At 31.6% G+C, this 24,076-nt stretch carries 21 protein-coding genes; 10 read left to right on the top strand and 11 right to left on the bottom strand.

All coding sequences use genetic code 11. From position 1 onward, the window contains the following. Positions 1-93 precede the first annotated feature (93 nt). On the top strand, positions 94-417 hold the full coding sequence (locus tag ACH2BP_RS06305) for a hypothetical protein (RefSeq protein ID WP_395058097.1): 324 nt from the start codon (positions 94-96) through the stop codon (positions 415-417). Here ACH2BP_RS06305 and ACH2BP_RS06300 read toward each other — a convergent pair. After that, positions 414-1,562, bottom strand: a complete 1,149-nt coding sequence (locus ACH2BP_RS06300) for an ATP-binding protein (RefSeq protein WP_395058095.1) — start codon at positions 1,560-1,562, stop codon at positions 414-416. The two genes, ACH2BP_RS06305 and ACH2BP_RS06300, sit on opposite strands and share 4 nt — an antisense overlap. 174 nt (positions 1,563-1,736) lie before the next feature. Here ACH2BP_RS06300 and ACH2BP_RS06295 point away from each other — a divergent pair, with 174 nt between their 5' ends. The 8 genes from ACH2BP_RS06295 to ACH2BP_RS06260 all read left to right on the top strand — a co-directional run bounded on the left by ACH2BP_RS06295 (position 1,737) and on the right by ACH2BP_RS06260 (position 10,808). After that, complete coding sequence (locus tag ACH2BP_RS06295; protein ID WP_395058093.1) at positions 1,737-2,741, top strand: AAA family ATPase; 1,005 nt, start codon at positions 1,737-1,739, stop codon at positions 2,739-2,741. Positions 2,742-2,888: 147 nt separating this feature from the next. Then, the gene (locus ACH2BP_RS06290; protein ID WP_395058091.1) at positions 2,889-3,755 is read left to right on the top strand and encodes a DUF58 domain-containing protein; all 867 of its coding nucleotides are present in this window, start codon (positions 2,889-2,891) and stop codon (positions 3,753-3,755) included. A 28-nt stretch (positions 3,756-3,783) separates the two neighbouring features. Then, positions 3,784-5,370, top strand: a complete 1,587-nt coding sequence (locus ACH2BP_RS06285) for a hypothetical protein (RefSeq protein WP_395058089.1) — start codon at positions 3,784-3,786, stop codon at positions 5,368-5,370. 1 nt (position 5,371) lies between these two features. Continuing rightward, a complete protein-coding gene (locus ACH2BP_RS06280; RefSeq protein WP_395058087.1) occupies positions 5,372-6,373 on the top strand; it encodes a VWA domain-containing protein in 1,002 nt (333 codons plus the stop codon). A 6-nt stretch (positions 6,374-6,379) separates the two neighbouring features. After that, positions 6,380-7,426, top strand: coding sequence for a VWA domain-containing protein (locus ACH2BP_RS06275; RefSeq protein ID WP_395058085.1), 1,047 nt, complete (start codon positions 6,380-6,382; stop codon positions 7,424-7,426). 1 nt (position 7,427) lies between these two features. Next, positions 7,428-8,147 (top strand): tetratricopeptide repeat protein, encoded by a 720-nt coding sequence (locus ACH2BP_RS06270; protein ID WP_395058083.1) that lies wholly within the window; start codon positions 7,428-7,430, stop codon positions 8,145-8,147. Between the two features lie 36 nt (positions 8,148-8,183). Continuing rightward, on the top strand, positions 8,184-9,974 hold the full coding sequence (locus ACH2BP_RS06265) for a BatD family protein (protein WP_395058081.1): 1,791 nt from the start codon (positions 8,184-8,186) through the stop codon (positions 9,972-9,974). A 90-nt stretch (positions 9,975-10,064) separates the two neighbouring features. Next, complete coding sequence (locus tag ACH2BP_RS06260; RefSeq protein ID WP_395058079.1) at positions 10,065-10,808, top strand: tetratricopeptide repeat protein; 744 nt, start codon at positions 10,065-10,067, stop codon at positions 10,806-10,808. A gap of 442 nt (positions 10,809-11,250) precedes the next feature. On the opposite strand, the gene pyk is transcribed toward ACH2BP_RS06260, so the two are convergent. From pyk to ACH2BP_RS06230, 6 genes are all read right to left on the bottom strand, one after another. Then, a complete protein-coding gene (pyk, locus tag ACH2BP_RS06255; protein WP_395058077.1) occupies positions 11,251-12,681 on the bottom strand; it encodes a pyruvate kinase in 1,431 nt (476 codons plus the stop codon). 3 nt (positions 12,682-12,684) lie between these two features. Beyond that, entirely contained in the window at positions 12,685-13,164 is a 480-nt protein-coding gene (locus tag ACH2BP_RS06250) for an IPExxxVDY family protein (RefSeq protein ID WP_395058075.1), read from the bottom strand. Positions 13,165-13,309: 145 nt separating this feature from the next. Then, positions 13,310-14,605, bottom strand: a complete 1,296-nt coding sequence (locus ACH2BP_RS06245; RefSeq protein ID WP_395058073.1) for an HlyD family secretion protein — start codon at positions 14,603-14,605, stop codon at positions 13,310-13,312. Positions 14,606-14,609: 4 nt separating this feature from the next. After that, the gene (locus ACH2BP_RS06240) at positions 14,610-16,802 is read right to left on the bottom strand and encodes a peptidase domain-containing ABC transporter (RefSeq protein WP_395058071.1); all 2,193 of its coding nucleotides are present in this window, start codon (positions 16,800-16,802) and stop codon (positions 14,610-14,612) included. Positions 16,803-17,300: 498 nt separating this feature from the next. Beyond that, a complete protein-coding gene (locus ACH2BP_RS06235; protein WP_395058069.1) occupies positions 17,301-17,492 on the bottom strand; it encodes a hypothetical protein in 192 nt (63 codons plus the stop codon). Positions 17,493-17,719: 227 nt separating this feature from the next. Next, entirely contained in the window at positions 17,720-19,282 is a 1,563-nt protein-coding gene (locus ACH2BP_RS06230) for a vitamin K epoxide reductase family protein (protein WP_395058067.1), read from the bottom strand. 257 nt (positions 19,283-19,539) lie between these two features. Between ACH2BP_RS06230 and ACH2BP_RS06225 the strand changes: the two genes are divergently transcribed. After that, positions 19,540-19,764, top strand: coding sequence for a hypothetical protein (locus tag ACH2BP_RS06225; protein ID WP_395058065.1), 225 nt, complete (start codon positions 19,540-19,542; stop codon positions 19,762-19,764). Here ACH2BP_RS06225 and ACH2BP_RS06220 read toward each other — a convergent pair. The 4 genes from ACH2BP_RS06220 to ACH2BP_RS06205 all read right to left on the bottom strand — a co-directional run bounded on the left by ACH2BP_RS06220 (position 19,761) and on the right by ACH2BP_RS06205 (position 24,061). Then, positions 19,761-21,506 carry a helix-turn-helix domain-containing protein gene (locus tag ACH2BP_RS06220; protein ID WP_395058063.1) on the bottom strand — a complete coding sequence of 582 codons (1,746 nt, stop codon included), beginning with the start codon at positions 21,504-21,506 and terminating at the stop codon, positions 19,761-19,763. The two genes, ACH2BP_RS06225 and ACH2BP_RS06220, sit on opposite strands and share 4 nt — an antisense overlap. 121 nt (positions 21,507-21,627) lie before the next feature. Beyond that, entirely contained in the window at positions 21,628-22,368 is a 741-nt protein-coding gene (gene rnc / locus ACH2BP_RS06215) for a ribonuclease III (protein WP_395058061.1), read from the bottom strand. An 8-nt stretch (positions 22,369-22,376) separates the two neighbouring features. Beyond that, a complete protein-coding gene (gene fabF, locus ACH2BP_RS06210) occupies positions 22,377-23,627 on the bottom strand; it encodes a beta-ketoacyl-ACP synthase II (RefSeq protein ID WP_395058059.1) in 1,251 nt (416 codons plus the stop codon). A 197-nt stretch (positions 23,628-23,824) separates the two neighbouring features. Further along, positions 23,825-24,061: an acyl carrier protein gene (locus ACH2BP_RS06205; RefSeq protein ID WP_007137004.1), complete on the bottom strand. Its 237-nt coding sequence runs from the start codon at positions 24,059-24,061 to the stop codon at positions 23,825-23,827. Between the last annotated feature and the right edge of the window lie 15 nt (positions 24,062-24,076).

Below are 24,076 nucleotides of genomic sequence, written 5' to 3'. Positions count from 1 at the left end.
ATTATATATTTTATATAATTTAATTTTACATAACATCTCTTTAATTTTTCAAAAAACATTAAAGAACATCCCTAACCCTTAATCCCTAGTATTATGATACGAAACATCCAAAATTTAGACACGCAAACTAAATATCGTTTGCTAATCACCACATTTGTACTTGCCGCATTTGTTATGTTCGTCCTAAATGTTGCCCTCTCAATTATTTATATGCTCGACCTTATAAAACAACCAAATTTTGAAACTATTTTATTTTCTATAAGAGATGGCTATTATACTCTAAATAACAAAAAAATAGGTGCTCCTATCTTTTTTAATATCATTTCGTTTTTTGTAGTTTGGTATCTAATGACATCCCATACTATAAAAAGCATATACGAATTAGACTATTTCTTTGATGAATTTAATAATATTTAACTAAAGTCTTGTTTGTCGTATTTCATTTTTCTCAAAACACGTAAAGCTTCTTTAAAACTAACATAAATTTGAAAATGTGATTTTAATAAATGTTTGGCATCAATAAGCTTTTGTTTCGCCTCATCAAACCCATTAAGATAACAAATCATGAGTGTTGATGGTAAATTTTCAAGATCTTTATTTTCTCTTTCTGTCAATGTAAAGCCTTTTTCCATTTTAGAAATCAAAGATAAATTTGCATTATAAATATGATACAACATTTTCTTGTTGTATTCTGGCGGCTCGAATAACATTTTATTTTCAATCTTATAGTAACCATTATCAAAAAAGGTAATGGTTACTTTTTCTAGGGGATAATAACTTGTTTTGTCGTTCAAACCCAGAGAAATATATTCTGTAATGGCAAAGTAATTGTCATCATATTCGATCGAAACTTCATCTTGTGCCGAGTAAAAAAGTTTTATTTGCTCATTTATTAATTCGATATCAACTCTAGAAAAATAAGTTTTATCTTTTACTTTTTTCTTATTTCCAGACCAGCAAACTACAAACAATTCTTTAAAAACTTTATATTCACTAAACATGTCTTTATGACGAATGTTTATAAAATCTAAAACACCTTCTAGCGTATAACCAATGCTATTTCTCGAATTATTTTCGATGCTAATTACAGCTTCTGTGTTTTGTTTGGAAAAAGGAATTTTATCTACAGTAGGAACAGTGTTACTTCCCACACGCTTGAAAGTAGAATTGGCAACAATCGTATGAATTCCTTTTTTAAAAAATGATACTTTATTATTAGGTTTTATTGTTACCAACCCAATCACTTTATCTTTTGGAAGATTAGGAAACGGAACATTCTCGTATTGGATTTTTGGTGGATTTTCTAAAAAAGCATTCACCAAATTCTGAATTCTACTATCATCAAAAAAGTCGTCGCCTACAATCTCATTATCAGAATCTTCAACACCAACTACAATATAAGAATTATTAGTAGGATTTGAATTTGACAAAGCGCAAATATGTTTCAAAAACTTAGCTTTACCTTCACGAGAATGCAAGTTTAACTGGCGTTTTTTGTCATAAAAACTACACTCATCATTGTGAGCCAAAAGGTTTTTTATAAGGAGCCGTTTATTAATCAAAACAGTATGTTTTTTTTCAATTCTTAAAAATAGTTAAATACTATCACAAATCATCCTTAAAATTAAATGTTTCATAGAAGTTTTAACCATTTTTTAACATCTTACTTCTAAAAAAAAATTCAATTTGCACCATAATAAAATACACCCTAAATTCACGGCTTTAAAAAAATAAAAATGGAAGAAAATACAACAACTTTAGACATTAGAGCGATTAATGAAAAAATTGAAAGAGAAAGTGCCTTTATAGACCTTCTCACCATGGAAATGAACAAAGTAATTGTGGGACAAAAACACATGATTGAGCGTTTGCTTATCGGGCTTTTGGGACAAGGACATATTCTACTTGAAGGGGTTCCGGGTTTAGCAAAAACTTTAGCAATAAATACATTATCGCAAGCTATTGAAGGTTCTTTTAGTCGTATTCAGTTCACACCAGATTTATTGCCTGCCGATGTTGTGGGAACCATGATTTATAATATTAAAGCAAATGAATTTTCGATAAAAAAAGGACCAATTTTTGCTAATTTTGTTCTTGCCGATGAGATAAACCGTGCGCCGGCTAAAGTACAATCGGCGCTTTTGGAAGCCATGCAAGAAAAACAAGTAACCATTGGCGATACTACTTTCAAATTAGACAGACCATTTTTAGTACTTGCTACACAAAATCCGATCGAACAAGAAGGAACTTACCCTTTGCCAGAAGCGCAAGTCGATCGTTTTATGCTTAAAACAGTTATCGATTATCCAAAAATGGAAGACGAACGTATGGTAATCCGTCAAAATCTAAATGGAGGTTTTGCAAAAGTAAATCCAGTAGTTTCTATAGAACAAATTGTTCGTGCACAAGAAGCAGTTCGTGAGGTTTATATGGACGAAAAAATCGAAAAATATATTCTCGATATTATTTTTGCCACACGTTATCCAGAAAAATACAAATTAGAAAGCCTAAAACCACTTATTGGTTTCGGAGCATCGCCTCGTGGAAGTATCAATTTGGCCATGGCGGCAAAATGTTACGCATTTATAAAACGTCGTGGTTATGTAATTCCAGAAGATGTTCGTGCAGTGGTGCATGATGTATTACGTCACAGAATTGGAATTACTTACGAAGCGGAAGCTGAAAACGTAACTTCAGTAGATATTATCAACAAAATCGTAAACGAAATAGAAGTGCCGTAGTAATTTTAGATTTCTGATATTAGATTTTAGATTTAAAAAATTTAAAATTTTAAAGATTTGAGGTTAGAAATGAAAGGGTTTTAGAGTTTAGAAGGATGATTTGAAAAAAATCTGAAATCTGAAATCTAAAATCTGAAATCTGAAACTATGGATACAAAAGAACTCTTAAAAAAAGTCCGAAAAATAGAAATTAAAACTCGAAGATTGAGCGATCATATCTTCTCGGGCGAATATCATACATCCTTCAAAGGACGCGGAATGACTTTCTCGGAAGTGCGACAATACCAATATGGTGACGACATTAGAGCTATCGATTGGAATGTAACAGCAAGATATAATGAAGCTCATGTAAAAGTTTTTGAAGAAGAACGAGAACTTACCATGATGCTCATGGTCGATATTTCTGGTTCGGAAAGTTTCGGAACAAAAAACCAACTAAAAAGCGAAATTGTAACCGAAATTGCCGCCACAATGGCATTTTCTGCAACTCAAAATAACGACAAAATAGGTTTAATTTTATTTACAGATGAAATCGAGTTATATATTCCACCTAAAAAGGGAAAACCACACGTACTTAGAATTATCCGTGAATTAATAGAATTTAAACCTAAAAGCAATAAAACTGACATTTCGCAAGCGTTAAAATTCTTATCTGGAACACAAAAAAAGAAAGCCATCGTTTTTATGATTTCCGATTTTATTACAGATGATGATTACGGAAAAACATTAAAAATAGCTTCTAAAAAACACGACATCACTGGCGTTCGTGTATATGATGTTCGTGAAGAAAAAATGACAAACATAGGTTTGGTTGCTATGCAAGATACAGAAACTGGCGAAACACAATGGGTAAACACAAATTCTAAAAGTGTCCGTTTTGAGTATGAAAAGTATTATAACGAAAAAGTAAGTTATTTTAAAGACATATTCTCAAAATGCGGTTCAGGGACAGTAAGTACAAGAGTCGACGAAAGTTATGTTACAAAATTATTAGGATATTTTAAATCTAGATAAGGATTTAAGAATGATGATGAACAATCAAATGAAATTAAAACTATACATATTATTACTTATTTCGACTTCACTTTTTGCTCAAAAAGTCGAAACGTCTATAGATACTACTAAGAATAAAATTGGTGCGCAATTTACATTAACACTAAAAGCGAAAGTAAAATCTACCTCGAAAGTTGTATTTCCAAATGCAAAAAATTTCGGAAGCTTAGAAATTATCGAATCCTATCCGATAGACACAATCAAAGAAAACGATAAATTCGAGCTCATTAAAAAATATGGTTTAACACAATTCGATTCTGGAAAATACGTAATTCCTAGAATTCCAGTTTTAATAGATAGAATTCCAGTTTTTTCAGATAGTATAAAAGTGGAAGTTTTTAATATCAAGGTCGATACGTTAAAACAGAAAATGTATGACATCAAACCTATTATTTTGGTTGAAAAACCAATGGGCGATTGGTGGAAATACCTTTTAGGGTTTCTATTACTTCTAGGTTTAGGGTTTCTTGGCTATTTTCTTTGGAAAAAATACCGAAAAGTACCTGAAAAAGTTATCGTATATAATTCTCCCATAGAAAAAGCAACGAGTTTATTACATTTGTTAGAGCAAAAACATTTACTGGAAAAAGGCGAAGTAAAAGAATATTATTCGGAACTAACAGATATTGCTCGTGATTATATCGAAGAAGCCATAGAAATTCCTGCAAAAGAAAGCACCACTTCCGAACTTATTCTGGCACTTAGAGCAGCATCGACTAAGAAAAAAATGAAGATTTCTAAAGAAACTCTTTTAGGTTTAGAAAAAGTATTAAATCAAGCCGATTTAGTGAAATTTGCCAAAGTAAAACCACTAGATTTCGAAATTGCCGATGATAGAGAGCGAATCGAAAAAACAATTGTAATACTCGACAAATCTATTCCAGTTGTAGTAGATGAAAACAGTAAAAAATGGGAATTACAACAACACGAAATCAAGCTTAAAAAAGAACAACGAAAGAAAAAAATGACTTTTGCTGGCGTATTGGTCGGAATAATTGCTTTCCTAATTACTTATACAATTACAACAAAAGGTTTAGATTACGTAATAAACGGATTTTCAGGATATTCTACCACTGAATTATTAGAAGGTGATTGGATAAAAAGTGATTATGGAAATCCATCAGTAACAATAGAAACACCAAAAGTATTAACTCGTTTAGACACTAAAAAAGCGATTCCAAATGATGCGATGGCGCTCATAAAAGACATGCAAATGTTTGGCTATGGAAACTTAATTGGTCAGTTTAATATTATTGTTTCAACCATTCAATTCAAAAAAGAAACGCAAATAGATTTAACACAATCGCTCAACGGAACAATTCAAACATTAGAATCTCAAGGCTGTCAAAATATCATTACAAAACAAGAAGAATTCACCACCGAAAAAGGGATTAAAGGAATAAAAGGTTATGGAACATTTAGCAATAATGAACATAAAATGTATTACGAAATCCTCTTATTTAGTCAATCCGGAGGATTACAACAAATTATGGTAGCGCACAAAGAAGGTGACGAAAATGCAGAAAAAATATCAGAGCGAATGTTAAATTCTGTCGAATTACAAATTACAAATTAGTATGACCAATATCACTTTTTTAAATCCAGAATTTTTTTGGTTGTTTTTACTACTTCCATTTGCTATGGGCTGGTATTTCTTTAAACGAAAAGAAGAAAAACCAACATTAAAAATAAGTTCATTACAAGGTTTTAAATTATCGAAATCGATTTTGCCAAAACTAAAACCAGTATTGTTTGCCATGCGATTATTGGCTTTAAGCGCATTAATAGTTGCAATGGCAAGACCAAGAACAGTCGACGTGAGTAACAAAAGAAATACTACAAATGGTATCGATATTGTTATGGCAATAGATCTTTCGAGCAGTATGCTTGCCAAAGATTTTAAGCCAAACCGAATGGAAGCGCTAAAAGAAGTAGCCGCTAGTTTTGTTGAAGCTCGTCCAAATGATAGAATTGGAGTTGTAGTTTACACCGCCGAAGCTTACACAAAAACTCCGGTTACCAGTGACAAAGCAGTTGTGTTAGACGCTATAAACACAATCAAATACGATAATGTTTTGCAAGACGGAACAGGAATCGGAATGGGATTGGCAACGGCTGTAAACCGTCTAAAAGACAGCAAAGCAAAAAGTAAAGTTATTATATTAATGACTGACGGGGTTAACAATGCAGGATTTATAGAGCCTGTTACAGCCGCAGAGTTTGCTAAAGAATTTAGTATTAAAGTATATACTATTGGAATTGGAACAAACGGAAACGCACCGTTCCCATATGCCATTGCGCCAAATGGAGGTTTTTTATATAAAATGTTACCCGTAGAAATAGATGAGCAACTCATGAAAGATATTGCCAAAAAAACAGGAGGTAAGTATTTTAGAGCACAAAGTAATACGAGTTTAGAAAGTATTTATAGCGAAATAAATAAATTAGAAAAAACTGAAATTGAAGATCTAAAATTTGTTAATTATGATGAAAAATTTAGACCACTAGTTTGGCTTGCAGGTTTATTATTATTAATAGAAATTATATTACGAAATACTATTTTTAGAAGTTTTATATAAAAGAAAATGTACGAATTAGACGAATCAAAATATTTATACTTATTATTCCTACTGCCCATTTTGGCAGCAATTTTCTTATATGTTGAAATCTGGAAAAGAAAGAAACAAAAAGAATTTGGTGATTTAGAATTAGTAAAAAAATTAAGTCCAGAGAAATCAAATTTCAAACCTGCGTTGAAGTTCGGTATTCTTTTATTCGGAATATCAATGCTTATTTTAGGATTGGTTAATCCAAAAATTGGAACAAAAGTAGAAAAAGTAAAACGTGAAGGAATAGATATCGTTTTTGCAATCGATGTTTCTAAAAGTATGCTTTGCGAAGACATTGCACCGAATAGATTAGAAAAAAGTAAGCAAGTTGTATCTCAAATTATAAATAATTTAGGAAGTGACCGCATAGGAATTATAGCTTATGCAGGAAGTGCATTTCCAGTTTTGCCCATCACTACCGATTATAATGTATCCAAAATGTTCTTGCAAAGCATGACTCCAGACATGGTGTCGTCGCAAGGAAGTAATCTTGATGAAGCAATAAAACTTTCAGGAAAATATTTCGAGGGAAGCCCAAATACAAGCAAGCTGATGATTATGCTTACTGATGGCGAAGACCATTCTGAAGGAGCAGAAAGCGCCGCAGAAGAAGCCAAAAAAATAGGCATGAAAATCATTACTATTGGAGTTGGAACAACAGCTGGCGGACCAATTCCTAATAAGAAGAATGGTGTGATTGAAAGTTTTCATAGAGACAAAAGTACTGGTGAGGTTGTAGTTACTAAATTGCGTCCAGAAGCATTAGAAGCTATTGCAAAAGCAGCAAAAGGTGGTTATATAAACGGAAACAACACAAAAGAAGCAGTAAGCTTTATTAAAAAATCACTTAATAATATTCAGAAAACAGAATTTGATGCTACAGAAGTAGCTAGCTTTCAAGCACAATTCCAGTGGTTTTTAGGAATTGGATTTTTCTTATTATTATTAGACGTTTTTTTATTAGAAAGAAAAACAAAATGGGTACAAAAATTGAATTTATTTAACGAGAAAAAGAAGAATTAATATGAAAAATATCATTTTAATATTGATGTCGTTTTTTTCTATATCAATGTTTTCACAGAAAAAAGACTTCGATTTGCCACAAGCTAACGAAAATTATGTAAAAAAAGAATATGCTTTGGCAGAATCTAATTACAGAGTATCTAAAGCAAATAATGAGAAAAGAGCTACCGCTTCTTATAATTTAGGGAACTCTATTTATAAACAAAACCAACCAACAGAGGCAAAATATGCTTATTCGAAAGCGATAGAAAACGCAAAAGGAAAACAACAAAAATTTAGTGCTTTTCATAATATTGGTAATGTTTTCATGAAAGAAAAAGATTATTCAAAAGCGGTCGATGCTTATAAAAACGCGCTTAGAAATAATCCGAAAGATGAGCAAACAAGGTATAATTATGCTTTGGCTAAAAAAATGCTAAAAGACAATCCTCCTAAAAAAGACGACAAGAAGAAGGACGATAAAAAAGACAAAGATAAAAAGGACGAACCTAAAGACGACAAGAAAGACAAGCCAAAAGAAGGTGACGATAAGAAAGATGATAAAGGAAAACCTAAAGACGACAAACAAAATGAGCAACCACAACCACAACAGGGTGGTGCAAATCAAGAAAGAATGAAAAATTTGTTGGATGCGGTGAATAATGAAGAGAAGAAAACACAAGAAAAAGTAAACGGAAAAAAAGTAAAAGGCAAACCTGTCGAAACCGATAAAGATTGGTAGATTTAGCCCAAAATCTGTAAAACGATTAAACTAGAAATGAAGAAATACATTATTATATTATTATTAACCTGTCAAGGGATTTTTGCTCAAGTGCAATTCGTTGCACAAGTAAGCAAAAATTCATTGGGTATCAACGAACGTCTCCGTATCGATTTTGTGATGAATGATGATGGTGATAATTTTAGTGCACCAGCATTTGAAGGATTCAAAATCATAGGTGGCCCAAACCAATCAACAAGCTATCTTTGGGTTAATGGTCGGAAATCATTCGAAAAAACATATTCCTTTTATTTATCACCTACAAAAAAAGGAACTTTTATAATAAAACCAGGTTCTATCGAAATAAACGGGCAGGTTTATAAAACCAATCCAATTAAAATCACTGTAGGAAATGCAGTTGCCGAAGAAAGAGATCCTTATAATCCATATTATCAACAGCAGCAACAGCAACAACAACCTCAGGCTTATGCCGGAAAAAGTGGTGTGCAATTAGTTGCGGAAATTTCTAATCCAAATCCGTATCTAAACGAACCCATTACGGTGGTTTACAAAATATATGTCAGTAACAGGTCGGCAGTAGGTGGTTGGCAAGTAACAGATACTCCAAAATATAATAATTTTTGGAGTCAGAATATCGATGTGAAACAACTTCAGATTCAACAAGGGAAGTTTAAAGGAGAAGATTACAGATATGCTGTTCTTAGAAAAACAGTTCTTTATCCACAAAAATCAGGGAAATTAGAAATTGAGCCATTAACTTTAGATGTTGAAGTTGAAGTTCCATCAAATGAAGTAGACTTTTTTGGAAGACCTATTATGACTACTTCCAATAAAAAAATATCGGCTGGTGCCAAAGTTATTAATGTCAAACCATTACCTGAAGCAGGAAAACCAGAAGGATTTACAGGAGCAGTTGGAATTTTTGATTTTAAAGTTACTCCATCAAAAACCAAATTAAAAAACGGAGAATCTCTCGATCTGAATGTAATTGTTTCTGGAAAAGGGAATCTAAAATTATTTACTTTACCCAAACCTATTGTACCGAGTACATTAGAAATGTACGATCCGGTGCATAAAGAAAATGTAACCACACCACTCTCGGGAATGGCAGGAAGTATTTCGGATTTATACACTATAATTCCACAATATAAAGGCAATTATCCTATACAACCGCTTACTTTTTCGTATTTCGATTTAGCAACAAAAACCTATAAAACAATTACTTCTAAAGAAATAAATATTGAAGTACTTGACGGACCAACAGCAGCAAATAACAATGCGGTTGCGAGTAACGATTCTAATAAAACAAAAGTGGCTTCGAACGCTACTTTCGGATTTATAAAGTTAAAAACAGTTTTATCAAATATTAAAAATACTGACTTTTTAGGCTCGGGATTATTTTACGGATTGTTGTTCTTCCCGTTTTTGTTAATTCCAGTTATAATGGTAATTCGCAAGAAAAAAGAAGCGATAGACGGCGATTTTGTTGGAAACAGAATTAAATTGTCTAACAAATTAGCAAAAAAATATTTATCGGAAGCCAAAAATCAAATTGCAAACAAAGAACCGTTTTACATCGCTTTAGAAAAAGCCATGCACAACTTCCTGAAAGCAAAATTACATATCGAAACTTCGGAAATGAGCAAAGACAAAATAAGCGAAATCTTATTGTCTAGAAATGCTAGCCCAGAAGATGTAAGTAGTTTTATAGCATTAACAGAAAACTGCGAATTGGCAAGATATGCGCCATCAACAAGCGTAACTATTCAACAAGATTATAATAAAGCCGTTGAAATAATATCAATTTTAGAAAAACAAATTTCATAATTGATAATGAATAATTTACAATTGATAATTTTAAAAAATCCGTAAAATCCGCGTTTTCGGTTTACCGAATCCGTGAAATCCGTGTTCCAAATGAAAAATATACTCTATATATTCCTTCTCATCACCCAAACATTTTGGGCACAAACTGCTTTCGATAAAGGGAATAACTTGTACCAAAAAGGGAATTATCAAGAAGCAATAAACGTTTACGAAAGTGTTCTAAAATCAGGACAACAATCAGCAGAATTGTATTTTAACTTAGGCAATTGTTTTTATAAATTAAACAAAGTGGCCCCAGCAATATTTAATTTCGAAAAGGCTTTATTGCTAAAACCTAACGATGCAGAAATTCAAAACAATCTTGATTTCGCTCAAAAAATGACGATCGATGAAGTTGTAGAGGTGCCAAAAGTAGATTTTGCGAAAATTATAGGAGATTTCACTTCGAGCTTTCATTATGACACTTGGGCTTGGATCGCTATCGTTTTTTCACTCTTGTTTTTAATGTGTTTTGTAGGTTATTATTTTTCGAATTCCACTATGCTAAAAAGGATTTTCTTTACAAGCATGCTTTTTGTATTATTGTTTACAATCGTAAGCGTTTTCGCAGGATTTTTTGAAAAAAACCAAAGCAATAATGACAGACCTGCTATTGTTTTTGCAAATATTACATCAGTAAAAAGTGAACCAAAATCAACCGCACAAGAAGCTTTTATTTTGCATGCAGGAACCAAGGTTTTTGTATTAGAAAGCTTAAATAACTACAAAAAAATACAGCTTTTAGATCTAAAACAAGGTTGGATAGAAAAAAGTACAATTAAGGAATTGAAGTAGATTTCTTATTCTTCTACTGTTTTTTCTATTTTCATAATATCATCCTAAATCTGATTCATTATATTTTTTTCCAATCAACCAGTATAAAATGTACCATAAGGTTTATTTATGCAGGAAAGGATTTAAAAAGAAAAATGGCCGAATAACTTGTTAGGAACACTTTGGAAAAAACACGTTCGGTATTATAAGATTGCGCACTATATTCACAGAAGTGAAATGAAACACCAACAAACCGAAATGAAATTTTGTTTTGTATTTTTTCTGATAAAGGAATTATTGTATCCAGAACATATTAGAAATTTGTTAAAATATCTCTAAATTTTTTTTGGCAAACGACTTATTGCCGAAATAAAAAAATCGGAATTAATCAGTTAAGTGTTGAGTTAAAAAAAATCCGTCTTGTTTAAAAAACGAGACGGATTTGAATTGTACTTAATTAAAACTACTCAATCTCCGAAACCCTCAGCGTATTCACCATTCCTTTATCAGTTACTGGCATGGCTGCTAGATTTATTAAGAGATCACCTTTTTCTACAAATCCTTTTACACGCGCTATTTCGTTTATATCGATTACAGTATCATCAGTGCTTACAAATTTGTCATAGTAAAATGATTTTACACCCCAAAGCAAATTAAGTTGGGTAAGAATCCTTTTATTGGATGTAAAAACTAAAATGTGAGCCGATGGTCGCCATGCAGAAATCTGAAAAGCGGTGTATCCACTATTGGTTAAGGTGCAAATAGCTTTGGCATTAATCACATTGGCCATAGTAGCAGCATGGTGACAGATAGTTTTGGTAATAAATCGATTTGTTTTTATTTGAGGAGTGTTTTGCGGAACATGAATTAATGGAGAATCCTCAACAGCTTCAATAATTCTAGTCATTTGTTCGATAACCTGAACAGGATAATTTCCTACTGATGTTTCTCCGGAAAGCATTACTGCATCGGCACCATCCATAACAGAATTGGCAACATCATTTACCTCAGCACGAGTTGGCGTAAGGCTTGTAATCATCGTTTCCATCATTTGTGTGGCAACAATTACTGGAATACGAGCTGTTTTAGCTTTTAAGATTAAATCTTTTTGTACTAAAGGAACTTCGTGTGCAGGAAGTTCTACACCTAAATCACCACGCGCAACCATCAAAGCATCGCAATGAGCAATAATTTTGTCTATGTTTACTAATGCTTCTGGCATTTCTATCTTAGCTATTATTGGGATTTTATAGTCCGAATTTTTAGCAATTAATTCCTGTAAATCTTGTAAATCTCTTGGTGTTTTTACAAAAGAAAGCGCAATCCAATCTAATTTGTGCTCTATAGCAAATAAGGCATCTTTAATATCTTTCTCGGTTAGTGCAGGCAACGAAATTTTGGTATTAGGAAGATTTACTCCTTTTTTCGATTTTAACGGACCACCTTGAATTACTTTACAAATGACTTCGTTCTTTCTGTTGGTTTCAATGGCTTCAAACATTAGTTTTCCGTCATCAAGAAGAATTTTTTCGCCAGGATTTACATCTTTTGGAAATTCTTTGTAGTTCATATAAACTCTTTCGGCAGTTCCTGGAACATCATCGGCTGTTTGAAAAGTGATAATATCTCCGGGGTTTACCACTACATCTTCTTTCATCACACCTACTCGAAGTTTTGGTCCTTGCAAGTCGCCAAGAATGGCTGTTGTGTATCCAAACTCTTCGTTTAGTCCTCGAATTATGTCTATTTTAGATTTTACATCATCGTAATCTGCATGCGAAAAATTTACTCTGAAGACATTTACTCCAGCTACAATCATATCGTTTATTACTTCTTTTGTACTACATGCTGGTCCAAGTGTAGCTACAATTTTAGTTTTTTTATTTGTTGACATTTCTTAAAAAATTAAATTATTTTTTGATTTTATTTCGTTTGCATTTATTTCATAAACGGCACTTATAGAATCAATTTTGTTTATTTTGCTTATAATATCTTTTATTTTATACTGAGAATCATGTTCTATTTTTAGAAAAAAATCTACTTTTTTTAATTCGGAAACTAAAGAAATTCGTCGTGTAAAATTCTTGTTTTCAAATAAATTTGCTGGTAAATTTTGAACAGGCAAATCTATTTTTTGCTTATTTTGAATTAAATCCCAAACGACCATTTTTTCTTCATCATCATAAGTAAACCGAGAAAAATAAGTTAGTTTTTCCTGAATCTCCACAGGAATTTCATTTTCGTTTTTACTAAGAGAAATAGTTAGTTTCTGATTTAGCTTAAATGCTAATTTATAATCTTCCTGTGCCGTATGAATGGCAATTAAGTTATAATCGACTTGATCAAAATCCTCGAGATGTAATTTATGAATCGCCATAAAACACTAAAAAATAAGATGTAAAGATAGCGTTTCTATTATTTAAAAACCATTTAACAAATTAGGTTTTTGTTAAATTTATGAATGATGGTATTGTGGTTTTAATTGTTTTTTATTTATAATCAGGGTTTTAAAAAAATAAAACTTAATTTGGTTTTAAAACATCCCTAAACTGATATAATATCCTCTCCAACAATCGTAAATCTTCGGTGATAATTTCGGCAGAGCCTTTCATTTCTTGCTGAAAAGGGATTTGCTTTTTATATGACGAGAGTAATCCTTTAGGCAAAACTACATCTATTAACAAATTACCCTCTTTGTCTGGAACAAGAGAGATATTTTTTATTTCTCCTTTTAGAACACCAAATTCTCTGTCAGGAAAATTTGCTAAACGAATATTTACTTGCTGTCCAATTTTTATTTTCCCTGAATTTAAGGCTGGCGCTTTTACTTTTCCAACAAATCCTTTTTGAGTGGTTGGAATAATTGAGAACACATTATCTCCCGATGTTATGGTTTGGCTTTCTGTCCAAACTTGTAAAAAAGTAACTTCTCCAGCAATTGAAGATTTTAAAGTATAATTTAATTCCCAGTCTTTTATTGTTTTTTTTAGTTGGTAAAATGATTGTGTTACACTTCTGTCTAAATTAACCATTTCCTTTGTTCCGCTAATTTGCGTGTCTTTCGTTGCTCTTGAATTGTCTATTAATGAAGATCGCAATTGTGAAATTGAACTCAATAAACTCTTATAATTTTTATCAGCTTGAAGATAATTCAATTTTTTGCTTTCAAATTCTTGGTCTGAAATAACTCCTTTACTATTCAAGATTGTGTAACGTGTAATTTCGTTTTTTTGCAATTTCAGCTCTTGCTCGTTAATTTCTTTTTGCTGCAATAACAAGCTTAACCTTTCTTTAATTTGAGTAGATTCGGATTTTTGTGCATTATTTTCAACTTGATAAGGTTGTAAATCTGCATTTAAACCATCAGCAATATAATCTTTTTGAAAAATAGCATAAGCACTTTCTACATCTCCTAATTGCAGGTTTTGTAGTTTACTAAAAGGGAAGTTTTTTTTTGAATCGTTAATATCTGTTTTGTCAACAATGCTTTTTAGTAGCAATACATCTTTATAATTGGCCGCATTTTCTATAATAGCAAGATGTATGTTAGGCATAATTAACGATTTGTCATTTACTAAAATAGCTTCTATCCTACCTGAAGTTTTAGCCACTAATTTCTCTGGCGGAATATTAGTCGTTATTACTATTTCTGATGCTACGACGTCTGGATATTTCAAGAACCATGAGGTAAAAAATAGCATAATAATGATTCCAAATATGAGAACCGTTCCCCAACGAATCATCCAATGTGGGACTTTCGTGAGAATATCTTGTACTTCTTCGCTACGAAGTTCGAATGTTGTATTTTTTTCTTCCATTTCTTTAGCTTCCTAGTTGCAATTGGTTTCTAACCAATTCGTAATAACTTCCTCTTAGTTTTACCAATTGTTCATGGTTTCCTATTTCGATAATTTTTCCTTTGTCGAGCACCACAATTTGATCTGCATTCATAACAGTACTTAATCGATGGGCAATAACAACGACGGTTTTGTCTTTAAAGAAAATATCGAGTTTTTCCATGATTTCTTTTTCATTATTAGCATCTAAGGCCGAAGTTGCTTCGTCAAAAAATAACATTTCTGGGTTTTTATAAACGGCCCTTGCAATGAGTAATCGCTGTTTTTGTCCTGTACTCATTCCTACACCTTCAGAACCTATTTTTGTATTATAACCCAAAGGCAAACCAGAAACATACTCTTTTATATTAGCTACATCGGCAGCATAAACCAATCGTTCTTTGTTAATAATATCTACCCCAATAGCAATATTATTGGCAATAGTATCATTAAAAATAAATCCTTCTTGCATGACCGCTCCAATATTAGCTCGCCATGTTTTTTGTGCAATATTAGACAATTGGGTGTTACCAATATTTATTTGACCGCTATTTGGCTCATAAAATTTTAACAACAACTTCATTAATGTCGTTTTCCCGCTTCCGCTTGTACCAACAATTGCGGTAATTTTATTTGGCGGAATAGTCAAATTTAAACCTTCTAGAACTGGAATGTCAGAACCCAAATATCTAAACGACAAATCTTTTATTTCAATGGCAACATCTTTAGGAAAATCATGTGTTTGATTTGCTTCTTGCTGTATTTCATCTTCTTTTTCATGAATTTCAGACAAACGAGCTAAGGAAATTTTAGCGTCTTGCACTTCACGAACAAAACTGATAAGTTGCGAAATAGGTCCATCTAGACTGCCAACGATAGAACTTATGGCCATCATCATTCCTAACGTAATTTGACCATCGATAACTAATTTTGCCGAAAGAAAAATGATGAAAATGTTTTTTAATTGATTGATTACCGACGAACCAATGGTTTGTGTTTGTTCTAAAACCAATCCTTTTATAGAAACTCGGAACAATCTGGCTTGCACATATTCCCAACCCCAACGCTTTTGTTTCTCAGCATTGTGTAGTTTTATTTCTTGCATTCCGTTTATGAGCTCCATGACTTTGCTTTGCTCTTGCGAGACTTCCGAAAAACGCTTGTAATCCAGTTCTTCTCTTCGTTTCAAGAACAAGGTTATCCAGCCAAAATAGAGAATACTTCCTGCAAAAAACACTAAGAATATTTGCAAGTTGTAATATGCTAAAACACCCCCCATAATAAACATATTAATTACTGAAAACAATACGTTGAGTGAAGATGTAGTTAAGATTCTTTCGATGCGATGATGGTCATTGATGCGTTGCATGATGTCTCCTGTCATTCGGACATCGAAAAATGATATAGGTAAATTCATTAATTTGATAAAAAAATCAGATATTAATGAAATGTTGATCCTTGTAGAAAGGTGAAGCATAATCCAGCTTCGGATGAGCTCTAATCCTGTTTTTCCGGCAAACAAAAATAATTGCGCAAAAAGAATCATGTAGATAAAATTGATGTTTTGATTCTGAATTCCAACATCGACAATACTTTGGGTTAAAAACGGAAAAATAAGTTGCAGTAAACTACCCGCAAATAATCCTATACTTAACTGAACTATAAATGACTTGTAGGGCAAAACATATTTTGCTAACATGCTAAAACCAAGTCCTTTTTTTTCTTCTTTATCAAATTCTGATTGATAAAAAACAGGTGTTGGTTCCAATAATAAAGCAATCCCTTCTTGGGTAAAATTATCTGCATTGTTACCAATCCAGAATTTTATAAAATCTTTTTGATTGTATTCTATTAGACCATAACCTGGGTCGGAAATATAATATTTGTCCTTTTTTATATTATGAAGGACTACATAATGTTCTTTGTTCCAGTGCAAAATGCAAGGTAACGGCGCTTCATCTAGTCGTTCTAAATTTAGCTTCACACCTAACGTACGAAATCCTATTTTCTCAGCTGCATCACTCAGAAATAATAAATTACTTCCCTCGCGTGTGGTTTCGCTATAATCACGTAATTCTTGTATATTGATTGTCTTACCATAATGTTTGGCAACAATTTTTAGGCAAGTAGGACCACAATCTTTACTGTCGGCTTGTATGTAATTAGGGAATTTTTTCAAGTTTTATATTTTGGATTCAAAAATAGGTTAAAAAACTGCCTAAAAAAAATTTAGGCAGTTTAATGATCTCAATATTAAAGACCTAATCCACAGCAAACATTCGCCATTGAACAAGCTCCAGAATTTGTTGTAAATCCAGGTAAACAAGCTACACCAACTGTTTTCCAATAACAACTTCCAAATTGAATTGCATTATTACAAATTCTTGTAATCCCACCATTAATTGATTTTTGCTCATTATTAGATAATTGTTGAGCTCCGTCTAATTTTAAAATGTTTTTTAGTTTTTAATGATTAGAAACAACATTTACCACAAAAATACGACCCAACTGCAATTCTACAATTTGCTAAAGTTGAATTTGTACAAGACATATGACTCCATGCATTAGCACAAGCTACAGTTAACCCACCATTAATTGATTTTTGCTCATTTTTGCTCAATTGTTGAGCTCCGTCTAATTTTAAAATGTTTTTTAACATGATATTTAAGTTTAATGATTAGTAGTTACAACATTTACAAGCTGAGTTATATACTCCTTCAGCTGCAAAACAAGCTGCTGCGGAAACGTTTACCACACATCCAGCTGCAATAGCATTTGAACAAGCTCTTGTCATTCCACCATTAATACTTTTTTGCTCATTATTTGTTAATTTTTGAGCGCCGTCTAATTTTAAAATGTTTTTTAACATGATATAATAATTTATTTGTTGATTTATAATCCAATCATTTTAAGACACTTGGATCTTGTGTCTGATTCTCGGCCAAGAATGTTTTGCTATGTTTTATGCTTTACTTTTATAAGAATAGACTTTATTTTGTCATTCTGAGGAACGAAGAATCACATTAGATGCTTTCGTTATGAGATTCCTCCTTCGTCGGAATGACAAACTCTATGTTAAAGGGTGTTATTTGTTTTTTATGCTTCTGCTAAAATGTAATTTTCTTCTTTTTCTTGCGAAAATTCATTCAGAAAATATTTTAGTTCGCTAATCTCATATTCGTTAGGAAATAGTTTGTTGTTTATTATTTTTACTGGTGTGTAGTTAAACTCGTTTTCCAGACACCAATTATATTGTTGGTGTATCTGATGGTTCACTTTCATATCTACAGTATTCATTTTCCATTTTTTAAGCCACGTTTCTAAATCCATTTTCTTGATATGCCAATCGGAAATAGCACTTTCTGTATTTTCAGGATTTATATTACTTATAGAAAGTAAATTTTCAACAACTGCTTTGTAAGGATTGTCATTGTTTTCGGGATTGATATTAAAAAGCACATTTAATAATACTTTTTCAGGAAATTTTGTGACTAGATTAAATCCGTCTTCGAAAGCTTTGTGACAATGTCCGCAACTCGGACTAATAATTATGGTTAGTTGTATGCTTGCTGTTTTGTTTCCAAACTGTAATCCTTCGAGTTTATCAAAACCGTTTAGAACTGAAATATCTTTTGATAAAGAACTGAAAATTTCATAGTTTCGTTTGAATTTTTTTAATTGGGTTACATCTTTTTCTGCTTTTATTTTGTCTTCAAAAATGGGTTTTACAAACAACCATATTGTTGTGAGTAAAATGCCTGAAAACAAAAATCCAAAAAAGTTTATCGCTATGAAATTAGAAAATGATGTGGTTGTGAAACCAAAAACCAAACTTTGCAATACAATTACAACCGAAACTACTAAACACAACACACACCATTTTTTTAATTGAAATTTTTGTAACCAAACCGAGTATAGAATTAATGGAGTTGCTGTTAAACTTAGAAATCCTATTATATTGCTTGCTTCTTCAGGCTGCATAATGATAGACAGAATACTGATACTAAAAAACAACAAGGGTAAATCTGAGAAACCAACCCATTTGTTAATTTCGCTTTTTTTCGACTTAATTACCGAATCGCAAGATGTATTTGAGTTAATATTGCAAAATTTTGACGCGATTTCATTTTTAATTCCAAATTTTTCTTGCACAATAAATATACTTATCAATAAACCTATGATTGAAGTACTTAATAATACTGCTGCATTAAAATTGTAATTATTGAAAGTAGCAGACAATATAATGAGTGCAATAACAGGCAAAGTATATGATAACCACTTTGTATTTATTTCTTGTTTTTTTATTATAGTATTTGAATTGGGTTCTATTACAACAATGATGTCGTTCCAACCAGTAAGAAATTCATTAAAACTTAGTTTTTGTTGCTTTCCTTCTTCAGTTTCAATTGTAATACTCTTATTGGTTTTAGTCACTAAAACCAAATTTTGATTATATACTGCTAGGAAAAATTCGGGAAGTTGTACAAATTGTTCTTTGGGTACTTTTATCGCTAAGTTATCTATAGACAAAATGTCTAACGAATCCGTAATAGCAAATACGCTTGGGTAGTTGGGGTGTGATAAGAATAAATCTTCAAAATTATCTTTCTGATCTGAAAATTGACTTAACGCTAAATACGTTTTAACTATGTTTATCATCTTATTTATTTTACGAAAACCAAATATGACTTTCTAAATATTTTGACAAAGATTAGACGGTTCATGACTAAAAAAAAGCGTGTGCATTTACAATTTGTAAATTATACCATACATAATTTATAAATTATTTAGATATAAAAAAATACATAAATTATTGAATGACAATTAGTTATGTTAAATATTGAATTTAAAATAAATTGGGAATTGAAAAGAACGATTTGCTTTTCTATTTCTTCTTAAATTTGAAAAAATAAATAATGAAAACAATGAAATTAAATTTAGATCGCTTCAAAGCAATGCAATTAACATCAGAAGAATGTAAAAATATTAAATGTGGTACTGATGACAAGCCAAAACCAACAGTTGTTGTTAAACCAGGTTCCGGTCCTACTGATCCACCTATGACTTGTTATTATAATTTTGATGGTGAGCTTTTACACTGTAGACTTTCAGACGGCACTATAGTGACCTCAACTAATTAATGATCTATTCTTTTGATAAACTGAGCCGGTGTCACTCCGGCTCTTTTATTAAATGACTTAGTGAACGAAATGGCATTTTTAAACCCAACACTTTCGGCAATTGCTTGCGTTGAATATTTGCGATAGGTAGGATTGTTAATCATCTCGTTTATCGCATAATTAATTTTAAGTTCATTCGCATAATCGCTAAAACTTTTTTCAAATTCCTTGTTTACTACATAGGACAAATAAGTGGTATTTGTCTTTATTTTATTAGCAACATATAGTAAAGTAAAACCCTCTTTTAAAAATTCTTTTTTGTCTATTTGTTTCGAAAGTTTTTGCAATAGTTCTTTTTCTTTTTCTTCGTCCAAATTAAACAAACCGCTTTTCTTGCTTTTTTCTATATCAGATGAAACTCCGTTACTGTAATCATCCTTATTTAATTCTTGTTTGTTTGTAATTGATTCAAATTCAAGTAATAGATTTTTAAATTTTCCATCATTAACTTTTTTATTACGAAGATTGATTAGTAATACTATAATCAGCGTAAAAATAACTGCAATGCCTCCCCATTTGAAAAAACTTTCTAAAAGAGCTTGCTTTCTATACTTTTCTCTTATTTTAATCATCTCTCTTTCTATGTCTTTTTTACCTAATATAGAATTGATTTCGTTTTTTTTATTACTTTTTTTAATTTCGTTTAATTCAAAATTATCCAAATATATTTTGGCGTGCAATAAAGCTTTTGCGGGATCATTCTTTATTTCATAAATTTTTGCTTGATAATAATTCGAATCTAAATACTGACTTATATTAAATTTATTTATTTGATATATTGAATCTGATTTTGCGAAATAAACGGAGGCCTCATCATAATTTTTCATGTTATAATAGGAAATTCCCGTATTATAATATATTTGAGCATTTTCCAATTTTTGATTATTTTCCTTTAAATCAACAAAAAGACTTAAATATGTTTTAATGGCTTCCGGATAATTATTCTTCAAGCAATAAATATTTCCCAGTCCACATTTTGCACTAATTCTATTTGACACTAGCTTTTCTGAAAATGAAATTGCTTTTGCATAAAAATATTTTGATGAATCAAGTGATTTTTTATCTAAATTCAAGTGGTGTAATGACTCGTAAAAATTTCCTAAACAGATATTTACATTACTTTTATTATTTTCATATTTTTCTTTAGATATTTCAAACTGGTATTTATCAATTATTTTATCGGAAATTCGAGCTTCCTTGATTGCTAATTTATAATTTCCTGCATCTCCGTACAAAGAAGCGAAATTATTACTAAACTTGATTACTTGCAGGAAATCATTTGTGCTTATCGCAATTTTTTTTCCTTCTTCATATTTCAATAATGCATCGCTTAAATTCCCTCTAACTGATTCTGCTAAACCCCCATAAGCTAACAAATATGAATGATGCTTTGTCTTTTCGACACTTTGAGGAATTTTATTTAAATAAGTAAATGCTTGTTTGTATAATTGTTTAGACTTAATGCTATCTCCTTTTAGCTGATACAAATAAGATTTAATTCCGTAAGCAAAAGCTTTGTGTAAAGGATTATTTGATTTTTCAATTTTGTTTGCATAAACAAACGAACTATCTACGTTAGAGTTTATTAACAATCGTGATTTATCATGTAATTTTTGGTATTCTTGGTCTGTTAAAACAAATTTGCTTTGAGAGAAAGCAATATTGGTAATAAAGAGAAGTAAAAAATATATTGTAGTGCGCATTTGAATGAAATTTTCACAAAAGTACTTGAAAAGAAACAATAAAATGAGAGTGAAAATTAAAAACTGAGGGATAGAATTGTCTTGATTGAATAAACTTAACATTTTTCAGAAAATGAAATAGTTATTTCCCATCTATTTTAGTCTGAAATGCAAAGTACGCTCTTTTAGAGGCTATTTCTTCGGCTTTCTTTTTTGATGTAGCCCGAGCTTTTGCAATAACTTTACCATCAATACTTAATTTTACAGCAAAATATTTAAGTTTTCCAGCATCGTCATCTTCATAAATATCATAATGAAATTGTCTTTTTTCTTTCTGACACCATTCGATAACAAGACTTTTGTAGCTGATGACTTTTCCTTCTAATTTGTCAATATCTACATAAGGTTTGATGACTTTTTTATGGATAAATTTTTCGCAGTACACAAAACCTCTATCCAGATAAATAGCGCCTATAAATGCTTCAAAAAGATTTCCGTGTATATTTTCTCCAAAATTTTGAAGGGTTACTTTGCTTTCTAAAAACTGAATCAGATTAAGATCTTTTCCTAATTCGTTTAAGTGTTCACGACTTACAATTTTAGATCGCATTTTAGTTAAATATCCTTCATCACCAGTAGGCACCATGTTAAATAAATGAGCAGCAATAACACTACCCAACATAGCGTCGCCCATAAACTCTAGGCGCTCATAATTCATCGGATTTCCTTTTTCGTCTAATTTATTCATCGATCGATGTGTAAATGCTTTGCGAAAATGAATAAGATTTGAAGGTTTAAACCCTAATATTTTTTCGAGTTTATCAAAAAAAAGCCCGTCCTCTGGAGAACGGGAATTTGAAAATATTTTTTTAATAAGACTCATGCGAGTAATTAAACTAATTTTTTGAATAAAACACACGCATTGTGACCACCAAAACCAAAAGTATTACTCATAGCCACTTTTACGTCTCTTTTTTGAGCTACGTTTAGTGTTAAGTTTAATTCTGGATTAATGTTTTCATCGATGGTTGTGTGGTTTATTGTAGGTGGAACAATTCCGTGTTTGATAGATAAAATAGAAGCAATAGCTTCGATAGCACCAGCAGCACCAAGTAAATGTCCGGTCATCGATTTTGTCGAATTGATATTAATGTTTTTAGCATGAGCGCCAAAAACATGACTTATCGCTTTCAATTCGGCAACATCTCCAAGCGGAGTTGAGGTTCCGTGAGTATTAATATGATCTACTTCTTCAGGATTCATCCCAGCATCACGAAGTGTATTATTCATTACAGCAATTACACCCAATCCTTCTGGATGCGGTGCTGTTAAGTGATATGCATCAGAGGACATTCCACCACCACCAACTTCACAATATATTTTTGCCCCACGAGCAATTGCATGTTCATATTCTTCTAAAACTAATGCGCCTGCACCTTCACCAAGAACAAATCCGTCGCGTGTAGCGTCAAATGGTCTCGAAGCAGTTTCTGGGCTGTCATTTCTAGTAGATAATGCTTGCATCGAATTAAACCCACCCATTCCTGCAATAGTTACAGCAGCTTCTGAACCTCCAGAAATAATAACATCACACATTCCCAATCGAATATAATTGAAAGCGTCAATTAATGCATTTGCTGAAGAAGCACAAGCAGAAACAGTAGTGTAGTTTGGACCCATAAAACCATTTCTCATAGAAATATGAGCTGGAGCAATATCGGCAATCATTTTTGGTATAAAGAAAGGATTGAATCTTGGAGTTCCGTCGCCTTTAGCATAACTTAAAACTTCTTCTTGAAAAGTTTCTAGTCCGCCTATTCCAGCTCCCCAAATAACACCAACTCTATGTTTGTCTACATTGGTATCGGTTATTCCAGCATCATTTATAGCTTCTTCACTTGCTGCAACAGCATATTGAGCAAATTTATCCATTCTTCTGGCTTCTTTGCGATCCATAAAATCTTCAATATTGAAGTTTTTTACCTCGCAAGCAAACTTAGTTTTGTGTTTCTCGGTATCGTAATAAGTGATTGGAGCAGCACCGCTTTTTCCACTTATTAGAGCGTCCCAATATTCTTGAATATTATTCCCAATTGGTGTAAGAGCACCTAATCCTGTTACTACTACTCGCTTTAATTGCATAGTTTAGTTCGTTTTGTTTAATATAAAAAAACCCAAAGCACTTTTAATTATTACTAAAAGAAACAATGGGGTATTACATAAATATTTTTATGATTGTAATACAATCAATGTTTTTTACAAATCTACAAAAGATTTTAAAGACATTAAAAAATAAAAAAACACCTGCAATGTATTTCACTTACAGATGTTTGAAAATATTATTTTTTAGCTTCTTCTATGTAAGAAATTGCTTGACCTACCGTAGCAATGTTTTCAGCTTGGTCGTCTGGAATTTGAATATCAAATTCTTTTTCGAACTCCATTATTAGCTCAACAGTGTCTAATGAATCAGCTCCTAAATCGTTTGTGAAGCTTGCTTCTGTTACAACTTCGTTTTCGTCAACGCCTAATTTGTCTACGATAATCGCTTTTACTCTTGATGCAATGTCTGACATAATCTTTAATTTTAA

This window comes from Flavobacterium sp. (assembly GCF_043756175.1).
Classification (GTDB): domain Bacteria; phylum Bacteroidota; class Bacteroidia; order Flavobacteriales; family Flavobacteriaceae; genus Flavobacterium.
The sequence above is the reverse complement of the archived record's forward strand: the minus strand, read 5'-3'. Positions and strand labels throughout refer to the sequence as shown.

Bases quoted from the DNA above. Each gene is read 5' to 3' on its own strand.
- pyk (WP_395058077.1), bottom strand. From the start codon at position 12,681: ATGTCAACAAATAAAAAAACTAAAATTGTAGCTACACTTGGACCAGCA.
- ACH2BP_RS06270 (WP_395058083.1), top strand. From the start codon at position 7,428: ATGAAAAATATCATTTTAATATTGATGTCGTTTTTTTCTATATCAATG.
- ACH2BP_RS06280 (WP_395058087.1), top strand. From the start codon at position 5,372: ATGACCAATATCACTTTTTTAAATCCAGAATTTTTTTGGTTGTTTTTA.
- ACH2BP_RS06230 (WP_395058067.1), bottom strand. From the start codon at position 19,282: ATGATAAACATAGTTAAAACGTATTTAGCGTTAAGTCAATTTTCAGAT.
- ACH2BP_RS06245 (WP_395058073.1), bottom strand. From the start codon at position 14,605: ATGGAAGAAAAAAATACAACATTCGAACTTCGTAGCGAAGAAGTACAA.
- ACH2BP_RS06265 (WP_395058081.1), top strand. From the start codon at position 8,184: ATGAAGAAATACATTATTATATTATTATTAACCTGTCAAGGGATTTTT.
- ACH2BP_RS06275 (WP_395058085.1), top strand. From the start codon at position 6,380: ATGTACGAATTAGACGAATCAAAATATTTATACTTATTATTCCTACTG.
- ACH2BP_RS06285 (WP_395058089.1), top strand. From the start codon at position 3,784: ATGAAATTAAAACTATACATATTATTACTTATTTCGACTTCACTTTTT.
- ACH2BP_RS06205 (WP_007137004.1), bottom strand. From the start codon at position 24,061: ATGTCAGACATTGCATCAAGAGTAAAAGCGATTATCGTAGACAAATTA.
- ACH2BP_RS06305 (WP_395058097.1), top strand. From the start codon at position 94: ATGATACGAAACATCCAAAATTTAGACACGCAAACTAAATATCGTTTG.
- ACH2BP_RS06225 (WP_395058065.1), top strand. From the start codon at position 19,540: ATGAAAACAATGAAATTAAATTTAGATCGCTTCAAAGCAATGCAATTA.
- ACH2BP_RS06235 (WP_395058069.1), bottom strand. From the start codon at position 17,492: ATGTTAAAAAACATTTTAAAATTAGACGGCGCTCAAAAATTAACAAAT.
- rnc (WP_395058061.1), bottom strand. From the start codon at position 22,368: ATGAGTCTTATTAAAAAAATATTTTCAAATTCCCGTTCTCCAGAGGAC.
- ACH2BP_RS06220 (WP_395058063.1), bottom strand. From the start codon at position 21,506: ATGCGCACTACAATATATTTTTTACTTCTCTTTATTACCAATATTGCT.
- ACH2BP_RS06295 (WP_395058093.1), top strand. From the start codon at position 1,737: ATGGAAGAAAATACAACAACTTTAGACATTAGAGCGATTAATGAAAAA.
- ACH2BP_RS06290 (WP_395058091.1), top strand. From the start codon at position 2,889: ATGGATACAAAAGAACTCTTAAAAAAAGTCCGAAAAATAGAAATTAAA.
- ACH2BP_RS06250 (WP_395058075.1), bottom strand. From the start codon at position 13,164: ATGGCGATTCATAAATTACATCTCGAGGATTTTGATCAAGTCGATTAT.
- ACH2BP_RS06260 (WP_395058079.1), top strand. From the start codon at position 10,065: ATGAAAAATATACTCTATATATTCCTTCTCATCACCCAAACATTTTGG.
- fabF (WP_395058059.1), bottom strand. From the start codon at position 23,627: ATGCAATTAAAGCGAGTAGTAGTAACAGGATTAGGTGCTCTTACACCA.